The 20854-nt window shown below is 66.3% G+C and carries 16 protein-coding genes; 11 read left to right on the top strand and 5 right to left on the bottom strand.

From position 1 onward, the window contains the following. Positions 1-41: 41 nt before the first annotated feature. Positions 42-1622, bottom strand: coding sequence for a purine-cytosine permease family protein (locus tag D3654_RS12615; protein ID WP_120521841.1), 1581 nt, complete (start codon positions 1620-1622; stop codon positions 42-44). 179 nt (positions 1623-1801) lie between these two features. On the opposite strand from D3654_RS12615, the gene D3654_RS12610 reads away from it, so the two are divergent. Further along, positions 1802-3310, top strand: a complete 1509-nt coding sequence (locus D3654_RS12610; protein WP_120521840.1) for a PucR family transcriptional regulator — start codon at positions 1802-1804, stop codon at positions 3308-3310. A 104-nt stretch (positions 3311-3414) separates the two neighbouring features. On the opposite strand, the gene D3654_RS12605 is transcribed toward D3654_RS12610, so the two are convergent. From D3654_RS12605 to D3654_RS12595, 3 genes are read right to left on the bottom strand one after another with little or no spacing between them, the layout of a single operon-like run. Then, a complete protein-coding gene (locus tag D3654_RS12605) occupies positions 3415-4386 on the bottom strand; it encodes an ABC transporter substrate-binding protein (RefSeq protein WP_120521839.1) in 972 nt (323 codons plus the stop codon). 2 nt (positions 4387-4388) lie between these two features. Beyond that, a complete protein-coding gene (locus tag D3654_RS12600) occupies positions 4389-6440 on the bottom strand; it encodes an ABC transporter permease (RefSeq protein WP_120521838.1) in 2052 nt (683 codons plus the stop codon). Continuing rightward, on the bottom strand, positions 6437-7327 hold the full coding sequence (locus tag D3654_RS12595; RefSeq protein ID WP_245413210.1) for a quaternary amine ABC transporter ATP-binding protein: 891 nt from the start codon (positions 7325-7327) through the stop codon (positions 6437-6439). Before D3654_RS12595 ends, D3654_RS12600 begins: the two co-directional genes overlap by 4 nt. Here D3654_RS12595 and D3654_RS20800 point away from each other — a divergent pair. The 8 genes from D3654_RS20800 to D3654_RS12560 all read left to right on the top strand — a co-directional run bounded on the left by D3654_RS20800 (position 7326) and on the right by D3654_RS12560 (position 18139). Then, positions 7326-7556 (top strand): hypothetical protein, encoded by a 231-nt coding sequence (locus tag D3654_RS20800; protein ID WP_245413209.1) that lies wholly within the window; start codon positions 7326-7328, stop codon positions 7554-7556. The two genes, D3654_RS12595 and D3654_RS20800, sit on opposite strands and share 2 nt — an antisense overlap. A gap of 469 nt (positions 7557-8025) precedes the next feature. Then, a complete protein-coding gene (locus tag D3654_RS12590) occupies positions 8026-8610 on the top strand; it encodes a TetR/AcrR family transcriptional regulator (RefSeq protein ID WP_120521837.1) in 585 nt (194 codons plus the stop codon). 301 nt (positions 8611-8911) lie between these two features. After that, positions 8912-10615 carry a choline dehydrogenase gene (gene betA, locus D3654_RS12585; protein WP_120521836.1) on the top strand — a complete coding sequence of 568 codons (1704 nt, stop codon included), beginning with the start codon at positions 8912-8914 and terminating at the stop codon, positions 10613-10615. A gap of 30 nt (positions 10616-10645) precedes the next feature. After that, a complete protein-coding gene (locus tag D3654_RS12580) occupies positions 10646-12160 on the top strand; it encodes an aldehyde dehydrogenase family protein (protein WP_120521843.1) in 1515 nt (504 codons plus the stop codon). A gap of 129 nt (positions 12161-12289) precedes the next feature. Further along, positions 12290-13888, top strand: coding sequence for an APC family permease (locus D3654_RS12575; RefSeq protein WP_120521835.1), 1599 nt, complete (start codon positions 12290-12292; stop codon positions 13886-13888). A 186-nt stretch (positions 13889-14074) separates the two neighbouring features. Next, complete coding sequence (locus tag D3654_RS12570; RefSeq protein WP_120521834.1) at positions 14075-15160, top strand: S-(hydroxymethyl)mycothiol dehydrogenase; 1086 nt, start codon at positions 14075-14077, stop codon at positions 15158-15160. Beyond that, positions 15160-15780 (top strand): MBL fold metallo-hydrolase, encoded by a 621-nt coding sequence (locus D3654_RS12565; protein WP_120521833.1) that lies wholly within the window; start codon positions 15160-15162, stop codon positions 15778-15780. Before D3654_RS12570 ends, D3654_RS12565 begins: the two co-directional genes overlap by 1 nt. 46 nt (positions 15781-15826) lie before the next feature. After that, on the top strand, positions 15827-18139 hold the full coding sequence (locus D3654_RS12560) for an FdhF/YdeP family oxidoreductase (protein WP_120521832.1): 2313 nt from the start codon (positions 15827-15829) through the stop codon (positions 18137-18139). Positions 18140-18216: 77 nt separating this feature from the next. On the opposite strand, the gene D3654_RS12555 is transcribed toward D3654_RS12560, so the two are convergent. After that, positions 18217-19071 (bottom strand): EamA family transporter, encoded by an 855-nt coding sequence (locus tag D3654_RS12555; RefSeq protein ID WP_120521842.1) that lies wholly within the window; start codon positions 19069-19071, stop codon positions 18217-18219. 86 nt (positions 19072-19157) lie between these two features. Here D3654_RS12555 and D3654_RS12550 point away from each other — a divergent pair, with 86 nt between their 5' ends. After that, positions 19158-20054 carry a LysR family transcriptional regulator gene (locus D3654_RS12550; protein ID WP_120521831.1) on the top strand — a complete coding sequence of 299 codons (897 nt, stop codon included), beginning with the start codon at positions 19158-19160 and terminating at the stop codon, positions 20052-20054. Further along, a complete protein-coding gene (locus tag D3654_RS12545; protein ID WP_120521830.1) occupies positions 20041-20733 on the top strand; it encodes a hypothetical protein in 693 nt (230 codons plus the stop codon). The genes D3654_RS12550 and D3654_RS12545 overlap by 14 nt, the downstream gene beginning before the upstream one ends. Positions 20734-20854: the final 121 nt, after the last annotated feature.

Genomic DNA, 20854 nt, shown 5'->3' with positions numbered 1-20854 from the left:
GGCGGGTCGTGGACCCGCCGCCGCCGGGATCCGGGAAGGGATTACGGGGCCGGGATGTGGCTGGTGTCGGGCGCGGGGGGCACTGCCTGGACGGACGACGACGGCGGTTCGGCCGCTTGCGTTACGTCACCGTGCGCGTCGAGGTACTCCTGGTCGCTGACGCCGTCTTTGGTTCCGAGCGGCACCTCCGGGTGGATCCGGTCACGGAACCGCGGGTAGCTGAGGGCGAAGTACAGCAGTCCCGAGGTGAGCGAGCCGGCCAGCCAGGACAGGTCCACGCCGCCCATGGCCGTGGCGATGGGTCCTTGGAAGACCGGCAGGGCGCCGTACATGAACAGCCAGGTCATTACGAGGCCTGAGGCGAAGGCGATGAGCGCACGCGGGTTGACGGCCTTGAGCTTGGTGTCCCGGGGGCCGGCGAACAGGTAGCCGAATTTCTTGTGCCGGCGTTCGAAGATGAAGTAGTGGACTGCCATGATGCCGCCCCACGTGGCGACCCAGGCCGCGATCGCGATGACCCAGCTGTCCAGGAGCGTCGCGAAGTCCTCGGCGAAGAGGAAGAGGATCACGGCGCACATCGAGAAGACGCCGACCACGATCGAGATCTTCCTGCGCGAGATCCTGATGTCGAGGGCCTGGGTGGCCACGCCGAAGGTGTACAGGTTGATGATGTTGGTGGCGATCGGTCCGTGGATGACCAGCAGGATGACCGGGATGGCCATTGCGCCGAAGCTCTTGACGATCAGCTCGCCGGGATCGGCGGTGCCGTTCATGGTCGCCAGGCTCGCACCGAGCAGGCCCAGCCAGACGACCGGGAGGAATTGGCCGAGGACCGAGGTGAAGTAGAGCTTGCGGGGCGCGATGCCCCTCGAGACGAAGCGTGAGTAGTCCGGCGCGTACGTGAACCAGCCGATGCCCCAGCCGATGCCGATCGCGGTCATGATGCCGGACATCGCCGCGATCCGCTCGCCGCCGCTGAGGACCTCGCCGGCCGGGCCGGCGTAGCTCCAGTCGATGGGCAGCTGGGTCCAGGCGATGATGGACATCGCCACGAGCACGAGGAGCGTGGGCGGCATGGTGATGCGCTCGAACTTGGCGATCGCGCCGTAGCCGCGGTAGCAGATGGCCACCTGCACGCCCATGATGACGGCGGCGACCCCGACCTTCCAGGCCAGGTTCTCCTGGGCCGGATCCACCCAGCCGATCATGCCGAACAGGGCCATGACCAGGTCGAGGATGACCCAGGTGTTCACGGCGGACCAGCCCACCGCGATGATCGCCTGGATGGCGGCCGGGACGTAGGCGCCGCGGCGGCCGAAGGCGCCCCGGGCGAGGATCATTCCCGTTGCCCCGGTCCTCTGTCCCAGGAGGACGAAGAAGCCGAAGCCGAGCATGCCGATAACGTTGCCGAGGACGAGCACCGTCATGGTGTCGGCGAGGCCGAGGCCCATGTTGATGCCAAGGGCGCCCAGGATCCAGTTGATGGGGGCGACGTTGGCCCCGGCCCAGATCCAGAACTGCCCGGAGAGTTTGGTGGTGCGGGCCGACTCCGGAACGGGCTGCAGCACATCCTCGACGGCGTGCGTGGCGTTTTCAGAGTGGCTCTGAGTGCGAAGACTCATGGGGGACTACTTTCTCTTGGTTTGCTTTTCGAGCGAGTAGCCGGCTCCCTTCAACTGTATGGCGGCCGATCCGCATCCAGTAGACTCACCCTGTCGCCATTGATGGCAGCCGCGGGTTACAGAACGTCACCTGTCTGAGATGCGCGTTACACCATGAGTCTGAGGAAGAGAGGCGTTGCGTGGCCGTTCCGTTGCAGGAAGTCCTGGACAGCGGGGCACTGCTGCCGGGGCACCCGGTGGTGCTTGCCGGCCAGGGGGCGATCGCCCACCGAACAGTGCGCTGGGTGCACTCGAGCGAGGTGGTGCAGATCGCGCCGTTGCTCAGGGGCGGCGAGTTCCTGCTGGTGGGCGGCCAGAACTTCCTGGCCCTCCGCGAAGGCGCGCAGCTGGAGTACATCAGGAGCCTGTCCGAGCGCGGGGTCGCCTGCGTCGCGTTCGAAACGGCAGGCGGACGCGACATCCCCATGGAGGTCCTGGCGGCCGCCGACGAGGCCGGGCTGCCGCTGGTGGGGCTGCGGAACGTGGTGCCGTTCGTCGAGGTCGCCGAATGGGTGAACCGGCGCATCGTCTCCCGGCAGGTCGAAGCCCTCCAGATTGCCGACGCCCTTTCGCAGCAACTCGCCGAACGGGTGGCCGCGGGCGGTGCCCCGCTCCTGCCGATCCTCGAACTGACGGCACGGGCGCTGGATGCCTGGGTCGCCGTCGTCGATCCGCGCGGCGTAGTGATCGAATCGGCCGGTGCCGAACCGGCGGGGGAGCACGGCCCTGCCTTTAGCGTCGAACTGAACGTGGGCGGCATCGACATCGCACGCCTCGAGATCTCCTCCGCTTCGGAGGACCCGGACCGCCTGGAGACCGTGGCCCAGCGGATCCGCGGCATCGTGGCGCTCGCCCTCTCGCAGCGCCACCGTCCCAGCCTCGCCCGGATGGCGGATGACGCACTGCTGCGGATGATCGTCGCCGGGGGCGGCGGTGACCAGCTCCTGGAGTTGGCCGAGGCGGCGGGGCTGCCGCCGGACGTTCCGGTCGCCGTCGCGCTTTTCCGCTCCCGGGACTCGGGGCGTCCCGCTCCCGACGCCGAGCGGACCCTCCGCGCCCTGGGCGCCCAGATCCGGCTCCACGCCGACGGCGACGCCTTGGTGGCGCTTGTCCCGTTCGAGCGCGGGGGGAGCGTGGCCGCGCGGCAGGAGCTCATCCGCGCGTTGCGGGAGTCGCTCTCGGGCAAGGGCGGCCTTGGCGCGGTCGGTCCCACGGAGCCGTCTATCCGCGGGGCATCCCGCTCGCTCGCCGAGGCCCGGACCACGCTGCGGCTCGGGCGGGCCTCGAAGTGGGAGCACGCCGTCTACGACAGCGCCGACTTCGTCGTCGAGCGCTTTGCGGAGCGGGAGCTGCCGCGGCAGGCCGTGGAACTTTTCATCGAGGAGACGCTGGGGCCGCTGATGGAACTGGAGCGCCGCCGCGGCGGCGAACTGGTTCGCACGCTGGATGTGTGGATCACCGAAGGCTGCAACACGGCGGAAGCCGCGCGGGTCCTTTTCCTCGAGCGGCAGAGCCTCCACAAGCGGCTCGCCCGGATCTTTGACGTCCTCGGCGGCGATCCCCGCGGGACGGGCCGGTTGGGAGCGCTCGCCTTTGCGGTGAAGCTCGTGCGGGGAAACGCCCGGCTGCGCGACGGCGCCCGCGGCTGACGGGCCGGTATACGCACGTCGCGGGCCGGTAACGCACGACGCCGGGCCGGTAACGCAAAAACGCCGGGCACCAATTCGGTGCCCGGCGTCGTGGGTTGCGAGGGTTACTTAAGCCACGCGTCCACCTGCTGCGGGTGGGCATCCACCCACTTCTTGGCGGCGGCTTCCGGCGCCATCCCCTTCTGGATGTCCGTGGCCACGGAGTCCTGGTCCGCGTTGGTCCACGTGAACGCCTTGACCAGCTTGGCGGCCGGTGAGCCACTGTCCGAGAACTTCTTGGAGATGATCTTGTTCAGCGTGTAGTCCGGGTAGTCGCAGGCCACCTTCTCCGGCTCCGCGTCGCAGCCGGCCGTCCACTTCGGCAGGTTGACCTTCACCAGCGGAACCTCGGCCAGGAACCACTGGGGTTCGTAGAAGTAGCCCAGCAGCGGGGTCTTGTTCTTCTCCGCGGCACGGAACGACTGGATCAGTGCGGCTTCCGAACCGGAATAGACCACCTTGAAGTCCAGGCCGAGGTTCTTGACCAGCGCTTCGTCATTGGTCACGAATGCCGGATCGCCGTCCAGGAGCTGGCCCTTGCCGCCCGACTCGGAGGTCTTCAGCAGGGACGCGTACTTGTTCAGGTTCTTGCTGTCCAGGATGTCCGGGTGGGCCTTTGCCAGCCATGGCGGCACGTACCAGCCGATGCGTCCTTTATTTCCGGTGGGGCCGGCATCCACGGCGACGGCCTGCTCGGTGATGTACTGCTTCACCAGGTCGTCATGGCCCCAGTTTTCGATGATGATGTCGACTTCGCCGGAGCTGAAGCCCTGCCATGCGATCTGTTCGTTGAGGTCTTTCTGGACGACGTTGCAGCCGAGCTTTTCCTTGGCCACGTAAGAATACACAGCGGCATTCGCCGTGTAGCCGACCCAGGCGTTCATCGCCACGTTGACGGTGCCGCACGCTGTCTTGGAGCCGTCGGCCGCGGCGGCCTGGTTGACGGTCGAGCCTCCGCAAGCGGACAGGAGAAGTGCTGTGGCTGCTGCCCCGGCCAGAGCCGGGACAAGCCGTTTCAGGACACTGGTTTTTCTCATGGTCAAGCCTCCTTGGTGGTAGTTGGTTGTGCGGTGGAGAGGGAACGGGATGGTGCGGTAAAGGCGGCAGCCTGCGTGATGCGGTCAAGCAGGATGCCCAGGAAGACGATGGCCAGGCCGGCGGCCAGGCCCTTCCCGAAGAGGGAGCTTTGGACGAAGCCCGCCACGACGTCGTAGCCGAGGCCGCCGGCGCCCACCAAGGCACCGACCACGACCATGGCCAGCACGTAGATCAGGCCCTGGTTGGCAGCCAGGCCGAGGGACTTCCGTGCCATGGGGAGCTGGACTTTCGTGATGACCTGCCAGGGAGTCGAACCGCTCGCGACGGCGGCCTCGACCACCGTGGGCGAGACGCCTGAGATTCCGTCCGCCATGATCTTGATGGCGGCTGGTGCCGCGTAGATGACACCGGCGATGATCGCCGTGAAGCGGGTGGCACCGAAGAGTCCCAGGAAAGGCACGAGGTACACGAACGCGGGAAGGGTCTGCCCGGCGTCCAGCACTGGTCGCATGAGCTTGTCGAACCTGCTGGAGCGGCCCATCGCCACGCCGAACACGATGCCCAGGACCATGACGATGACCGTGGCCACGAGCGTACTGGCCAGGGTCACCATGGCGTCGCCCCAGAGGCCGAGGTAGATGATCATCGTGAGGCAGGCGAGCACCAGGGCCGTCAGCTTCCAGCCGCCGAACGCGTACGCCACGAGGGCCAGGGCAGCAAACATGATGAAGAACGGGGTTTCCGTGACCGCCGTCTGGAACGGATTGAGGAAAGCGAGGGTCACTGCCTCGCGGAAGGCCCCGGTCAGCAGGAACAAGTGCGTTTGCAGCCATTCGCTGGCGTTGTCCACCCCGCCGGTGATGGCGGGGCCGAGGTTGACTTCCTGGGGGAAACGGGCCGCCCACAGCATGGTCCTGGAGAGCTGGACGAGCATCAGGACAAGGGCGAAGGTGGCCCCGACCACGATCATGCGCGTCCGCCGGGAGACGCGGCTCCGGCGTCGCTGGGTTGCGGGCAGTGCCCTTTCGCTGGCCGCGGTGGTTACACGGTCGAGCATGATCGCCATCAGCACGATCGACAGGCCGGCGTTCACCGCGGTTCCCACATCCAGGGACTGCAATGCGCGGACCACCACCTGCCCCAGACCGGGCGCCGCGATCAGGGCTGCGATAGTGACCATGGACAATGCGGCCATGGTGCCTTGGTTGATGCCCATCACGATGGTCCGCTTGGCCATGGGGATTTGGAGCGTGAACAAGCGCTGTAGGGAAGTAGTGCCCAGCGAGTCGGATGCTTCACGGGTGTTCTCCGGGATGCCCCTGATGCCGTGGGCGGTCAGGCGGATGATCGGGGGCGCCGCGTAGATTACGGTCGCGATGACGGCGGACGCCGGGCCGATCAGGAAAACCAAGGCCAGGGGCGCCAGGTAGACGAAGGTCGGGAGGATCTGCATGAAGTCCAGGACGGGCGTGATGATCTTCTCAACGCGCCCGCTGACCCCGGCAAGGACGCCCATCGGCAGGCCGACGAGCAACGACAGGAGCACGGCGGTCACCACGAGGGCGAAGGTGTGGGCCGCTTCGACGAAAAGGCCCTGCAGGCCGAAGAACGTGAAGACGGCGACGGTCAGCAGCGCCACGCGGGCGTTCCCGACGGCGAATGCGATCCAGCCGAGAAGCGCGACGGTTCCGAGCCAGCCGATTTCCGGCAGCCCCAAGCCGATGGAACTTGCGGCAAACACGGTGGTGAAGACAGCGGCCACCGCGTCGACAGCGGAGCGCAGCGGCGAAAGCAGGTAGAGGAACACGGGGTTGTCGTCGCGGTTTGACGCCACCCAGGAATTGAAGTGGTTCAGGGAGCGGTGCAGATCGGTTAGTTCGGACGTCGGCAGTGCCAACGTCCCGGTCCCGTGCAGGAAGACGAATCCTGCAATCCAGACGACGGCGGCGCTGAGGAGAAGCAGGGCCCTGCGGCTTAGGCGCCGGCGGGGGAGCTTGGCCGGAGCGGGCTCCGTGCCGCTTGTTTTTTCCAGTTCGATAAGGGTTGCGCTCATGCCGCTGCTCTCGTGCTCCGCAGCACCGAGAGGATGCTGTCGCGATCGATCTGGCCCGTGATGGTCCCTGAGTCCTCGACCAGCACAGGGCTGGACGAGTGCATCACCGTGTGGATGGCGTCGCGGATGATGGTGGCGGAGCTCAGCACCGGGGCGTCGCCGGGAGTGCTGGAGGCTACGGGTTCGGCGATCCATTTCAGGGTGAGGACATCCGAACGAGGGACCTCGGAGACGAAATCGGCGATGTAGTCGTTGGCCGGGGATCCGACCAGTTCGTCGCCCGTGCCGCACTGGACCGCTTCACCGTGCCGCATGATCAGGATCCGGTCGCCCAGTTTGAGCGCTTCCGAAAGATCGTGCGTCACGAACACCATGGTCTTGCCCATGTCCTTGTGCAGGCGGATCACTTCAGCCTGCATGTCACGGCGGATCAGGGGGTCCAACGCAGAGAACGGTTCATCGAACAGGATTGCGTCCGGGTCTCCGGCCAGTGCCCGGGCAAGTCCCACGCGCTGCTGCATGCCGCCGGACAGTTGTTCGGGAAAGTGGCTTTCGTAGCCCTTGAGTCCTACAAGCTCGATGACTTCCCGTGAACGGGCATAGCGTTCGTTCTTGGCGGCGCCCCGGATCTGAAGGCCGTAGGCAACGTTGTCCAGCACGGTACGGTGCGGCAGGAGTCCGAAATGCTGGAACACCATGGACATCTTCTGCCGGCGCAAATCCCTCAGTTCGGCGGGCCGGGCCTGGAGGATGTCCTGGCCTCCGATGCTCACGCTGCCCGAGGTGGGTTCGATCAGGCGGGTCAGACAGCGGATGAGCGTGGATTTGCCGGACCCGGAGAGGCCCATGATGACGAACACTTCGCCCTTTGCGACGTCGAAACTCATGTTCCTGACCGCGGCCACGCATCCGGTGCGTTCCAGCAAGTTCGAGGAAGGCAAGGCGGACAACTCCGGGTCCAAGGGGATCTTCGCGCCGCCGGATCCGAAGACTTTCCAAAGATTGCGCACCGATATAGCGGAACTGTTCATTCCTGTACTCCTGCTGGGGGCTCTGCCTGGGGGCATCGCGTGGGGAAAAAGCATGGGGAAGTTCGCAACGATCGCGGTTGTTTAATATGCAACTTTCACCGTGATACGCAACACCGTGACGGACGTCACAGTGCGTTGTCAAGCATTTTGTTCCCGCAGTCCTTTCATGACTTGCATCCGGGGCGCAGTTTTGCGTGGGGTGATGGGCGTCGCCGGCGCGCCCGATGCGCGCCCCGGGAAGAGGCGGGGAGCGCGCTTGCCGCGCGGGAGTAGGCGAAATCGTTTATGTACCGTCCGGACGGATGTTTGGATGCGGCCTTTGTGGCCAGGTTTCGGCAGCCGTCATATTTTTCGTGGGGGCGCGTTATGTCAATCGAGTTGTGTATTGCGCAACTTGGAAAGCGGAATCCGGGGCAACCGGGCTGCGGGGTCGGTTTCTTGTGCAGCTAGAAGGGGCCTGCCTAGCCGGCGTCCCGCTCGAAGGGTGTCCGCATCGGCCCGGCGCGTCGCCGGCGCAGGATGCGAGGCCCCCGCTTTCGCCATAGTCTGGCGGGGTGGATACAAGGACAGTGAACCCGGGGGAGCAAGTCGACAGGCAGTCCCGCATCTTGGATGCGGTGCTGGAGCTGCTGTCGCGCCATGGCATTTCGGGTGTCAATATGCGGGCGGTGGCCCGCGAAGCCGGCGTCGCGCTCGGTCTCGTCAACTACTACTACGCGGACAAGCCAAGCCTGATCCGTGCGGTCCTGAACCGGATCGGCGAGAGCGACATGAGGCTCGTGACCCCCGACCCGGAGGCACACCCGGACGAACAGCTCCGTGAGGCCCTGAGGCGGGTCGCGGGACCGGAAATCCTGACCACGCCCTATTTGTCGCTGCGCCTCCACCTTTGGGCGCTCGCGCAAGCCGATGAAGACTTTGCCGTGATCAACGCGGAAGCGTTTGACCAGTACCTGGACGGACTCGCAACGCTGATCGGCAACGCCAAGCCAGAGCTTTCCCGCGAAGCATGCAAGGAGCGGGCGGATGACATCGTCGTCGTGCAGAACGGGATGTGGCTGACGTCCCTCCTGGGCATCGACAAGGCGGCAATCCGGCGGAGCATCGCCCGCACCGAGCAGATCGCCTTCGCCGACTAGCGAAAACAAGGCTCCGCCCCCCGACGGTTTGTGACCCGCGGGCTTCGGCGTGCCCAAACCGGCCCGCTGATGCGGCCAGCGGCCTCACAAATCCGAGAGTGCGCTCACTCTTGAACAAATGTCCAGTCGAGGTCTTGAACATATGTTCAAGCTCGGCTAGCCTCGATGTATGACCTGCGCCACACCGGCGAGGTCCCCGCGGAGATTGGCCGTATGGGTCAATGGCGCCCACGCGTCGCGCCATGGTCTTTGGTGTCGGCACCAGACCGCATCCGCGTCGAGGCCTAAGGAGATTTGCAGCATGACAGAAACGAGCTACGACTACGTCATCGTAGGTGGGGGAAGTGCCGGCTCCGTGCTGGCCAACCGCTTGAGCGAGGGCGGCACGCGCAGCGTCCTGGTCCTTGAAGCGGGCCGCAGCGACTACCCCTGGGATCTTTTCATCCAGATGCCGGCGGCCCTGACCTTCCCCAGCGGCAACCCGCTCTACGACTGGCGCTACGAATCGGACCCGGAGCCGCACATGGGCGGCCGCCGCGTGGCCCACGCCCGCGGCAAGGTGCTGGGCGGCTCCAGCTCCATCAACGGCATGATCTTCCAGCGCGGCAACCCCATGGACTACGAGCGCTGGGGCGCCGACGCCGGCATGGAGTCCTGGGACTTCGCCCACTGCCTTCCGTACTTCCGCCGCATGGAGAACACCCTCGCCGCCGATCCGGACGACGAGTTCCGCGGCCACTCCGGCCCGCTGGTCCTGGAACGCGGACCCGCCACCAACCCGCTCTTCCAGTCCTTCTTCCAGGCGGCCCAGCAGGCCGGCTTCCCGCTCACGGACGATGTCAACGGCTACCGCCAGGAGGGTTTTGCGCCCTTCGACCGGAACGTCCACAAGGGCCAGCGACTCTCGGCCTCCCGCGCCTACCTGCGCCCCAACACTGGCCGGCGGAACCTGGACGTCCTCACCCGGGCCTTCGTCACCAAGGTCAACTTCAAGGGCAATGTGGCCACCGGCGTCACTTACCGCCGCAACGGCAAGCTCCACACCGTCAACGCGGGCGAGGTCATCCTGTCCGGTGGCGCCATCAACACCCCGCAGCTGCTGCAGCTCTCCGGTGTGGGTGAGTCCAAGCACCTGAAGTCCCTCGGCATAAACCCGGTGGTCAACCTGCCCGGCGTCGGCGAGAACCTTCAGGACCACCTCGAGGTGTACATCCAGCACGCCTGCACCCAGCCGGTGTCCATGCAGCCGGCCCTCGATGTGTGGCGCATGCCGTGGATTGGCATGCAGTGGCTCTTCGGGCGCAAGGGCCCGGCGGCCACCAACCACTTCGAAGGCGGCGGCTTCGTCCGCTCGAACGAGGACGTGTCCTACCCGAACCTGATGTTCCACTTCCTCCCGGTGGCCGTCCGCTACGACGGCCAGAAGGCCGACGCCAAGCACGGCTACCAGGTGCACATCGGCCCGATGTACTCGGACGCCCGCGGCAGCCTGAAGATCAAGTCCACGGATCCCACGGTCCACCCGTCCATGGTGTTCAACTACCTCTCCACCGACCAGGACCGCCGCGAATGGGTCGAAGCCGTGCGCATCTCCCGCGACATCCTGGGCCAGTCCGCCATGGCACCGTTCAATGGCGGCGAGATCTCTCCCGGCCGGAGCGTCCAGACGGACAAGGAAATCCTGGATTGGGTTGCCGCCGACGCCGAAACCGCGCTGCACCCGTCCTGCACCGCGAAGATGGGGCCGGCGTCCGATCCCATGGCCGTGGTCGACCCGCTGGACATGTCCGTGCACGGCACCAAGGGCCTGCGCGTCGTGGACGCCTCCGCGATGCCGTACGTCACCAACGGCAACATCTACGCCCCGGTGATGATGCTGGCCGAGCGTGCCTCCGACCTCATCCTCGGCAAGGCTCCGCTGGCCGCGCAGCACACAGAGTTCTACCGCCACGGAATCTCTCCGCTCGAGCGCGACAAGTCCGCAAGCCAGGCAGTAAGGGGCTAGACAATGAGCGTGACTGAAACCCTGCAAGAAATGAACGCAGTGAAGACCGTCCGCGGCATCTTCATCGACGGCAGTTGGCAGGCGGCCTCCGACGGCGGGACAACAGTTGTGCGCTGTCCGGCGGACGGACGCGAGGTGGCTGTTGTCGCTTCGTCCACCGTCGAGGATGCGGAGCGGGCGATCTCCAGCGCCAGGACAGCGTTCGACGGCGGTGCGTGGCGCCGCTTGACGGACCTCGAGCGCGGAGCAGTCATGCTGCGGGTCGCGGAGCTCCTCGAACGGGACAAAGCGGTCTATGCCCGGGCCGAGTCGCTCGACACCGGCAAGCGCCTGGTCGAGGCCGAATACGACATCGACGACATCGCCGCGTGCTTCCGCTACTACGGCAAGGTGGCGGGCCTCGATGCGGGGCGCGTGATCGACACCGGGCGGCCGAACGCCATCAGCCGCGTTGTCTATGAGCCGCTCGGGGTGTGCACCCTCATCGCACCGTGGAACTATCCGCTCCTCCAGGCGGCCTGGAAGGTGGCACCGGCACTCGTCGCGGGAAACTCCTTCGTGCTCAAGCCCAGCGAGCTGACGCCGTCGACCTCGATCCTGCTCATGGAAACGCTGGCTGAGGCCGGGGTTCCGGCCGGTGTCGCGAACCTGGTCACTGGAAAGGGTTCCAGGGTGGGGCCGGTGCTGAGCTCGGACCCGCGGGTGGATCTCGTCTCCATGACCGGAAGCCTGGCCACGGGACAGACCATCATGGCGGCCGCCGCGGATACCGTGAAGCGCGTTGCCTTCGAGCTTGGCGGAAAGAACCCGAACGTCGTCTTCGCGGACGCGGACTGGGACGCCGCCGTCGACAATGCCCTGACCGCAGTCTTCCTGCACTCCGGCCAGGTCTGCTCGGCCGGAGCCCGGCTCGTCGTCGAGGAGACCATTGCGGAGCGCTTCGTTGGCGAGGTGGTGGAGCGGGCGAAAAAGATCCGGATGGGTGGCCCCTTTGACTCCGATGCGGAAACGGGCCCGCTCATTTCGGCAAAGCACCGCGAACAGGTCCACGCCTACGTTCAGGCAGGCATCGCGGAGGGCGCCGAGCTTTTGTGCGGTGGCTACATCCCCGACGACGGCTTGCTCGCTGACGGTTTCTTCTACCCGCCCACCGTGCTCGGCAACTGCCGCTCGGGTATGAGCGTGCTGCGGGAGGAGTCATTCGGGCCGGTGCTGACCGTGGAAACCTTCCGGACCGAAGCCGAGGCCGTTGCCATAGCCAACGACACGGAGTACGGCCTGGCGGGTGCGGTCTGGACTTCGGACGCCTCGAAGGCGCAGCGCGTTGCCGGCGAGCTCAGGCACGGAACAGTGTGGATCAATGACTACCACCCGTACGTCCCGCAGGCGGAGTGGGGCGGATTCGGCAAGTCCGGCATTGGCCGTGAACTTGGCAGCGCTGGCCTCAACGAATACCGCGAGGCGAAACACATCTGGCAGAACATCCAGCCCGCTCCCAGCGGCTGGTTCGGCCAGCCCGCCGAAGACCCGTCCGCCCAAGGCTAGGCCGGTCAACGCAGGCAAGCACCATTCAAAGGGGGACACGGGCCGGGCGTGCAGTGAAGCACGCCCGGTCGGTCCCGCCGGCCTCCAGGCTCGGCGGGAAACATCGTGCCATTCGATTTAGGAGCTCAGATGTCAGAATTACGCAAGACCACTGACACAAGCGGCATGGACGAGTTTGGCTACGCCCAAACCCTGGACCGCAGCATCGGAAAGTTCGCAAGTTTCGCCGCCGGCGTCAGCTACATCTCCATCCTGACCGGCGTTTTCCAACTGTTCTACTTTGGCTTCTCCACCGCCGGACCGGCCTACGCCTGGTCCTGGCCCATCGTTTTTGTCGGCCAGTTGATGGTGGCACTCTGCTTCGCTGAACTGGCCGGGCGCTACCCCGTGGCCGGTTCCGTCTACAACTGGGCCAAGCGGCTCAGCACGGGCACCTGGGCCTGGCTTTCGGGCTGGCTCCTGCTGATTTCATCGATAGTGGCCCTGGGCTCGGTGGCCCTGGCCCTGCAGATCACCCTGCCGCAGCTCTGGAGCGGATTCCAGCTCATCGGCGACGGCACCGGCCCGTACGACTTCGCGGCCAACGGTGTGCTGCTGGCCACGATCATGATCACCATCTCCACCCTGATCAACGCCTTCGGCGTGAAGCTCATGACCAAGATCAACAGCATCGGCGTGTTCGTTGAGCTGATCGCGGCCGCGCTGCTCATCGTCGCCTTGTTCTGGCATGTCGTGAACGGACCCGAGGTCCTCTTCGACACGTCCGGCTTCGGCCAGGAGCACCCCATGGGCTTCTTCGGCGTCTTCCTGATCGCCGCCATGGCCTCCGGCTACGTCATGTACGGCTTCGACACCGCCTCCTCGCTGGGCGAGGAGACCAAGGACCCCAAGAAGACCGCACCGAAGGCGATCATCCGGGCCGTCACCGCGTCCTTCCTCCTGGGCGGCCTGATGCTCTTCGGCGGCATCCTGGCGGCACCGGACCTCAACGATCCCAAGCTTGGCGCAGCCGACGGCGGCCTGCAGTACATCGTGCTGTCCGTGCTGGGCGGTCCTTTCGGCAAGGCTTTCCTGGCCTGCATCGTGGTGGCCGTGGTGGTCTGCACCCTGGCCGTACACGCCGCCGCCATCCGGATGATGTTCGCCATGGCCCGGGACAACAACCTTCCGTTCAGCCGCCAACTCAGCAAGGTGGACCCGGTCCGGAAGACCCCCACCGTTGCCGCGATCGTGATCGGCGTTATGGCCATCATCCCGCTGATCGTCAACGTGGCGCAGCCGGCCATCTTCACCATCCTCTCCAGCATCAGCATCGTGCTGATCTACCTGTCCTACCTGCTGGTCACGGTGCCGATGCTGCGCCGCCGCTTCCTCAAGAAGTGGCCGCTTCCCGATGACGGCAGCGAAGTGGGCTTCAGCCTCGGCAAATGGGGCTTCGTAGTGAACCTGCTCGCCGTGCTGTGGGGCGCAGCGATGACGCTCAACCTCATCTGGCCCCGCCAGGAGATCTACAACTCCGTGCCGCCGTTTGAGTGGTACCTGCAGTGGGGCGGCGTCTTCTTCGTCGGAGCGGTGGCTGTTGCCGGTATTCTGCTCTACCGCCTGAAGATCCGGCACCAGACCGGGGTGCTCGCCGAGCACGCTGCCGCGGTTTCCGCCCACCCGTCCTCCGGCCTCCCTACGGAAGCGGTGGTCACGGAGAAATCCGGGATTGACACCCGGGTGTGACGCCTGCCATATTCAAATACGCACCATACGCATCGTGTTGTGTAATACGCAATTAGACGAAGCTTGTGGGGCCACCCCTTCGAGTATCCCGGCTATCCCTTTGGGTAGTCGGGTTTCGGGCGCTTCGGCTCATAACATGGGTGAGGCGGAAATTTGCATCCGGTCAATGGAAGGAAACAAGGAAACGTGGTTCACAAGGTACAAGCGGTCGTTGTCAAGGAAAAGAACGCCCCTGCCACCATCGAGACCATCCTGGTCCCGGAGCCTGGCCCGGGCGAGGCCTTGGTTGACGTCCTGAGCTGCGGGGTCTGCCACACCGACCTGCACTACAAGCTCGGCGGCATTGGCAATGACTACCCTTACCTGCTTGGCCACGAATCCACCGCCGTGGTGAGCCAGGTGGGCCCCGACGTCACTGACATCAAGCCCGGTGACCGCGTCATCCTCAACTGGCGCGCCGTCTGCGGAAACTGCCGCGCTTGCGCCAAGGGCCAGCCGCAGTACTGTTTCGCCACCCACAATGCCACCCAGAAGATGACCCTTGAGGACGGCACCCCGCTGTCCCCGGCGCTGGGCATCGGATCCTTCGCGGAGAAGACACTTGTGGCCGCAGGGCAGTGCACCAAGATCGACGACGACGTCGACCCCGCCGCCGTCGGCCTGCTCGGCTGCGGCATCATGGCCGGTATCGGTGCCGCCATGAATACGGGTGAGGTCAAGCGCGGCGAGTCGGTCGCCGTCATCGGCTGCGGCGGCGTCGGCATTGCCGCCATCGCCGGAGCCAAGCTGGCGGGCGCGACGACGATCATCGCCGTCGACCTCGACCCCGCCAAGGTCGAAATCGCCAAGACCCTCGGCGCCACGCACGGCGTGGTCTCCAGCGAGACGGACGCTGTCGAGGCGATCCGCGACCTCACCGGCGGATTCGGCGCCGACGTCGTGATTGACGCCGTGGGCCGCCCGGAGACGTACAAGCAGGCCTTCTATGCACGCGACCTTGCCGGCCGCGTGGTCCTGGTGGGTGTCCCGACGCCGGACATGAAGCTTGAGCTTCCGCTGCTGGACGTCTTCGGCCGGGGCGGTTCGCTGAAGTCGTCCTGGTACGGTGACTGCCTGCCGTCCCGCGACTTCCCGATGCTGGTGGACCAGTACCGGCTCGGCCGCCTGCCGTTGGACGCCTTCGTGACCGAGCGCATCGGGCTGGGCGACGTTGAAGCCGCGTTCGAGAAGATGCACCGCGGCGAGGTCCTGCGTTCGGTGGTGGAACTCTGATGGGCATCACCGTAGAGAACCGGGTCACCTCCGGCACGTTTTCGCTCGACGGCGGCACCTGGGACGTGGACAACAACGTCTGGATCGTCGGCAATGACGAGGAGTGCGTGATCATCGACTCTCCGCACGACGCCGCCGCGATCGTCGAGCAGGTCCGCGGCCGCAAGGTGCTGGCCATCCTGATGACCCATGCGCACAACGACCACATCGGCGCCGCGCGCGAGGTGGCTGCCGCCGTCGGCGCTCCCATCCACCTGCACCCGGAAGACATGGTCCTGTGGAAGCAGGTCTACCCGGACGCCCGGCCGGACGAATTCCTTTCCGACGGCGAAGAATTCACCGTGGGCGGGGCCACGCTGAAGGCGATCCACACTCCCGGCCACTCCCCGGGCTCCACCTGCTTCTACCTGGAGAGCGAAGGAACCGTCTTCACGGGGGATACCCTGTTCAATGGCGGACCCGGCGCCACCGGGCGGTCGTTCAGCGACTACCCCACGATCCTCGCTTCGATCCGCAAGCGCCTCCTGACGCTGCCGGCGGAGACCGTGGTACGGACCGGACACGGTGATAACACCACCATTGCGGCCGAGCGGGAGACCCTCTCGCAGCTGGCCAAGTAACTCAGCCCCGTAGTACACCGTAGTTCCACAGTGAGGCACACCCCGCATGAAATTCACCAAGCAGCCTGCGCCCGTCGCGGACATCGACGAAGCACAGCTTGAGGTCCACAAGCCCAAGAAGGAAGCGGCCGGGGTCAAGGCCGTCATGGTCGCGCTCGAGCGCGCCGTGGCGCAGGCCGGCGTGCAGCGCTCCGTGCAGTCCCTGCTGCGCCTGAACCAGAAGGGCGGCTTCGACTGCCCGGGCTGTGCATGGCCGGAAACTGATGGGAAGCGCAAGGCAGCCGAGTTTTGCGAAAACGGTGCCAAGGCCGTGGCGGAAGAGAACACGCTGCGGACCGTGGGCGCCGAATTCTGGGCGAAGCACTCCATCGCCGAGCTGTCGCAGAAGACCGAGTACTGGCTGGGCAACCAGGGCAGGCTCAGCGAACCGGTGGTGATCCGCCCGGGAGAGACGCACTATTCGCCGATCTCCTGGTCGGATGCCTTTGCCCTCATCGGGGAGCGCATCAGCGGCACGACGCCGGACCGTTGCGTCTTCTACACCTCCGGCCGGACGGCGAACGAGACGGCGTTCATGTACCAGCTGTTCGCCCGGTCCATCGGAACGAACAACCTGCCGGACTGCTCCAACATGTGCCACGAATCGTCCGGCTCCGCGCTGAACCCGACCATCGGGATCGGCAAGGGTACGGTCTCCCTGGAGGACATCCACGAGGCCGAGCTGATCTTCGTGGTCGGCCAGAACCCGGGCACCAACCACCCGCGCATGCTGGGCGCCTTGCAGGAATGCAAGGAGAACGGCGGCAAGGTGGTGGCCGTGAACCCGCTGCCCGAGGCCGGCCTGTTCAACTTCAAGGATCCGCAGACTTTCGCGGGCGTGGTGGGCAAGGGCACTCCAATTGCCGATGAGTTCCTGCAGATCAAGGTGGGCGGCGACCTCGCCCTCTTCCAGGCCCTGGGCCATCTGCTCTTGGAAGAGGAGAAGCGCAACCCGGGCACCGTGGTTGACCGGGCGTTCGTCGAGTCCCAGACGGACGGCTTCGAAGCCTACGCGGAGGCCCGTTCCACGCTCGACTGGGAGCTCACGGAAGAGGCCACGGGCCTGTCCCGCGAGCAGATCGAGACCGTGGCCGGCATGCTGCTGAAGTCCAAGGCCACCATCTTCTGCTGGGCGCTTGGCGTCACGCAGCAGCCGCACTCGGTGGACACCATCAAGGAGATGGTCAACGTCCTGCTGCTGCAGGGCAACTTCGGCAAGCCCGGCGCCGGCGCCTGCCCGGTGCGCGGCCACTCGAACGTGCAGGGCGACCGCACCATGGGTGTGTGGGAAAAGCCCACCGAGCCGCTTCTGGCGGCCCTGGACCGCGAGTTCGGCATCACCTCTCCGCGGGAGCACGGCCATGACGCCGTGGAAACCCAGCACGCCCTGGAAAACGGCGACGTAGACGTGTTCGTTTGCATGGGCGGCAACTTCGCTGCGGCGGGCTCGGACACCGAGGGGCTGGAAGCCGGCATGCAGCGGGCGGGCCTCACGGTCCACGTCTCCACCAAGCCCAACCGTTCGCACATCGTGCACGGGCAGACGTCCCTGATCCTGCCCACCCTGGGTCGCACGGACCGGGACGACAAGCACGCCAAGGGCATCCAGTTCCTGTCCGTGGAGAACTCCATGTCGGTGGTGCACTCCACGCAGGGCCGCCTTCAGCCGGTTTCGGAGCACCTGCTGGCCGAGCCGGTGATCATCGCCCGCATGGCCGAGGCCACCTTCGGCCCGGACCACGCAGTGGACTGGCGGGCGATGGCCGAGGATTACGACGTCGTCCGGGACCACATCTCCCGCGTCCTTCCGGGCTTCGAGGACTTCAACACCCGCGTGCGGAACAAGAGCGGCTTCGTACTGCCCAACCCGCCGCGCGACACCCGTTCCTTCGCCACGGACATCGGCCGCGGCCGCTTTACGGTCAGCCCGCTGGAGTTCCTGACGCCGCCGGCCGGGCACCTGGTGCTCCAGACCCTCCGCAGCCACGACCAGTACAACACCACGTTCTACGGCCTTGACGACCGGTACCGCGGCATTTCCGACGGCCGCCGCGTCATCCTGATCCACCCGAAGGACCTGGCCGCGCAGGGCTTCCAGGACCGGGACCTGGTGGACGTGATCAGCGTCTTCGCCGGTTCGGAACGCCGCGCCGACAAGTTCCGGCTGGTGGCCTACCCGACTGCCGAGGGCTGCGCCGCGGCGTACTTCCCGGAAGCCAACGCGCTGGTACACAAGGAGAACGTCGCCCGCGTGTCCAACACGCCCGGCTTCAAAGCGATGTTCGTGCGCTTCGTGCCGCACGTGGAGGCTGCCGCGTAAGCGGGCCTTCCTCGAATGACGTACGACGGCGACATTCCGCACCGGGCGGAGTGTCGCCGTCGTGCGTTAAACCGCTGTTAGCGGCTGAGCCGCAGCACCGCCGCGTTGGCGGCCACGATCAGCAGGATCCCCGCCCACTGCAGGGCATCCAGGGCCTGCCCCATCGCCAGCCCGATCAGGGCCGCGAACACCGGATTGACACTCATCAGGATCCCGAACAGGCTGGCCGGTACCCGGCGCAGGGCCAGCAGGTCGGCGATGTACGGCACCACGGAGGCCAGCACGCCGGCGCCCACCGCGCAGAGGATCACGAACCAGTCCACCGGCCGACTCAGCAGGATGAGTGCCGCAACGGGCAGGAAGCACGCCGCGGAGACCGTCATGGCCGCTGCGGTGCCTTGGATGCCGGGGATGCGCTGGCCGATCGTGCGGTTCAGCAGGATGTAGGCGGCCCAGCTCGCGGCGCCCATCAGGCCCAGGCCGATGCCGAGGTAGTCCGTGGACGGTCCTGGCTGCGTGATGGCCAAGACCCCCGCAGCCGCGGCCAGCGCGCACGCGGCGCCGGCCTTGCTGCGGGCGCCGAGAAGGGCGATGGACAGCGGGCCCAGGAACTCCAGGGTCACGGCCAGGCCCAGGCCGATCCGGTCGATGGCCGAGTACAGGCCCAGGTTCATGGTGCCGAACACCACCGCCAGGAGCAGCACCGGCCACAATTGCCCGCGGGTGAAGCTCCTGAACCGGGGCCGGGCGATGGGCAGGAGCACGGCGGCGGCGATCAGTTGCCGCACGGCCACCACGCCGAGCGGGCCGATCGCCGGGAATGCCAGGGACCCGCTGGCCGCACCCAGCTGGTTCGACAGCGAACTGGCCATCAGCGTGGCCACGCCGCGGGCCGTCCCGTTCTTCCCGCCGTTGCTTGCCGTGTTTTCCATGCCGAAAGTGTCGCCCCTGCGGGCCGCATCGTCACAATGCACGGGCCGGCGTATTCATGCGTGTTTCGCATGAATAGAATCGCCTCATGGACATCGAATTCCGGCAGCTGCGGTGCTTCGTGGCGGTGGTGGACGAAGGCACCTTCACGGACGCCGGAATCAGCCTGGGGATCTCGCAGACAGCAGTGTCCCGGAACCTCGCGGTCCTGGAGGAGCACCTCGGCGTCCGGCTTATCCACCGCACCACGCGCAGCGTCTCCCTGACGGAGGCGGGGGAGCGGGCCGTGGCGCATGCGCGGCGGGTGCTGGCCGCCGTCGTCGGGCTGGAAAGGGCCGTCGAGGGCGGCGGGCGGCTGCGGCTCGGCTATACCTGGTCGGCCTTGGGCCGCCATACGTCGGAGTTGCAGCGCCGCTGGGCCGCGGAGTGCCCGGACACCGAGCTTGAGCTGGTCATGGACAACAGTCCGACGGCGGGGCTGCTTGAGGGGGCGTGCGACGTCGCGATCCTCCGGAGGGTGCCTGCGGCCGGCCTTGCGGTCCGCCAGCTGGAGCTGCGCCGGATCGGTGCGGAAAAGCGCTACTGCGCGATGGCTGCCGACGATCCGCTCGCCGGCCGCCGAAGCGTGGGCCTGGCCCAGATCGCGGACAAGCCGTTGGCGGTGGACGTGCGGACCGGGAGCACCACGCTGGAGCTCTGGCCGGCGGAATCCCGGCCGGCGAAGACGTTCGAGATCCACAGCGTGGACGACTGGCTGACGCTCATCAGCAGCGGCAGGGCCCGCGGGGTCACGGCCGAGGCCACCGCGCACCAATACCGGCGCCGCGGCCTCGTTTACAGGCCCGTGCGGGACGCCCCGCCGGTGCCGGTCCACGCCGCGTGGGTGAAGGGCGGGCTGCCGGCCGTGGGCAGGAAACTGATCGGGCTGCTGGAGGAGCTGTACAGTTCAGGAGAGAACGGGGAAAGGCAGCATGGGGATGGTTGACGTGGGAGTGCAGAAAGCCGCGTTCCGGGATATCCCGCGGGTTTCCTGGCTGCTAGCAGGGGCTTACCCGGGAATTACAGGCCGCCCCGTGCTTCGACGCGTCCTTTTCGTTTTGCTGTTGCCGGCCCTTGCCGTGGGACCGGCCTACCTGTGGACCGATGCTTCCCGACGGATGGTGATCGGTGTGCAGTCAAAGGAAGAAAGCACCAAGCAGTTGGTTCGGGGCCTCCTGCTGGCAACGGTCCTGAGCCTGATCAGCGCGGCTGTGCTGGTGTTTGGCTTCACCTTGATGATGGAGCATTTCCCGGCGTATGGCGGCTTGATCCTGCTGGCGGTGCTTGGGGTGCTGGCTCTTCTGCTGATCATTTTCGTCCCGCTTCAGTTCAGTGAGTTGGCCGCGATGCGCGCCCTGAAGCCGTGGAAGGACTCGCCTACCGGATTCCGCTATGTTTCGGGCCTTGCCGCCGATTCCTCCGTGACCCCGCAGGAGCTGGAAGGATTCGTCAACCGTGTTTTGATGGGCAGGTTTTCCGCGGGAACCTGCCTCGGGGTCGTTGCGACGGCACCGGAGCAGCTCGGCTTTTTCCAGAGGATGGGGTTCTCGCCGCTCGGGACGACCCTGGCGTTGGTGGGGCATGTGCCGGCGCGTACGGCCTCAGTTCCTGACCACGCCAAATGACCCGCCCAAACGTTGTTTGCCCGCTGAAATTTCGGCGTGTGGAGTCTCAGGACATAGTGGACATTTCTGTCTCAGGACATAGTGGACACTCTTGATGTCTCAGGACATCGTGGACGATCCG

Source organism: Arthrobacter celericrescens, from assembly GCF_003614925.1.
Taxonomy (GTDB): domain Bacteria; phylum Actinomycetota; class Actinomycetes; order Actinomycetales; family Micrococcaceae; genus Arthrobacter; species Arthrobacter celericrescens.
The sequence above is the reverse complement of the archived record's forward strand: the minus strand, read 5'-3'. Positions and strand labels throughout refer to the sequence as shown.

Excerpts from the sequence above, each read along its gene's own strand:
- D3654_RS12550 (WP_120521831.1), top strand. The coding sequence starts at position 19,158 with ATGGACATCGAATTCCGGCAGCTGCGGTGCTTCGTGGCGGTGGTGGAC.
- D3654_RS12545 (WP_120521830.1), top strand. The coding sequence starts at position 20,041 with ATGGGGATGGTTGACGTGGGAGTGCAGAAAGCCGCGTTCCGGGATATC.
- D3654_RS12560 (WP_120521832.1), top strand. The coding sequence starts at position 15,827 with ATGAAATTCACCAAGCAGCCTGCGCCCGTCGCGGACATCGACGAAGCA.
- D3654_RS12605 (WP_120521839.1), bottom strand. The coding sequence starts at position 4,386 with ATGAGAAAAACCAGTGTCCTGAAACGGCTTGTCCCGGCTCTGGCCGGG.
- D3654_RS12600 (WP_120521838.1), bottom strand. The coding sequence starts at position 6,440 with ATGAGCGCAACCCTTATCGAACTGGAAAAAACAAGCGGCACGGAGCCC.
- D3654_RS12565 (WP_120521833.1), top strand. The coding sequence starts at position 15,160 with ATGGGCATCACCGTAGAGAACCGGGTCACCTCCGGCACGTTTTCGCTC.
- D3654_RS12580 (WP_120521843.1), top strand. The coding sequence starts at position 10,646 with ATGAACGCAGTGAAGACCGTCCGCGGCATCTTCATCGACGGCAGTTGG.
- betA (WP_120521836.1), top strand. The coding sequence starts at position 8,912 with ATGACAGAAACGAGCTACGACTACGTCATCGTAGGTGGGGGAAGTGCC.
- D3654_RS12555 (WP_120521842.1), bottom strand. The coding sequence starts at position 19,071 with ATGGAAAACACGGCAAGCAACGGCGGGAAGAACGGGACGGCCCGCGGC.
- D3654_RS12595 (WP_245413210.1), bottom strand. The coding sequence starts at position 7,327 with ATGAGTTTCGACGTCGCAAAGGGCGAAGTGTTCGTCATCATGGGCCTC.
- D3654_RS12615 (WP_120521841.1), bottom strand. The coding sequence starts at position 1,622 with ATGAGTCTTCGCACTCAGAGCCACTCTGAAAACGCCACGCACGCCGTC.
- D3654_RS12575 (WP_120521835.1), top strand. The coding sequence starts at position 12,290 with ATGTCAGAATTACGCAAGACCACTGACACAAGCGGCATGGACGAGTTT.
- D3654_RS20800 (WP_245413209.1), top strand. The coding sequence starts at position 7,326 with ATGTTCCTGACCGCGGCCACGCATCCGGTGCGTTCCAGCAAGTTCGAG.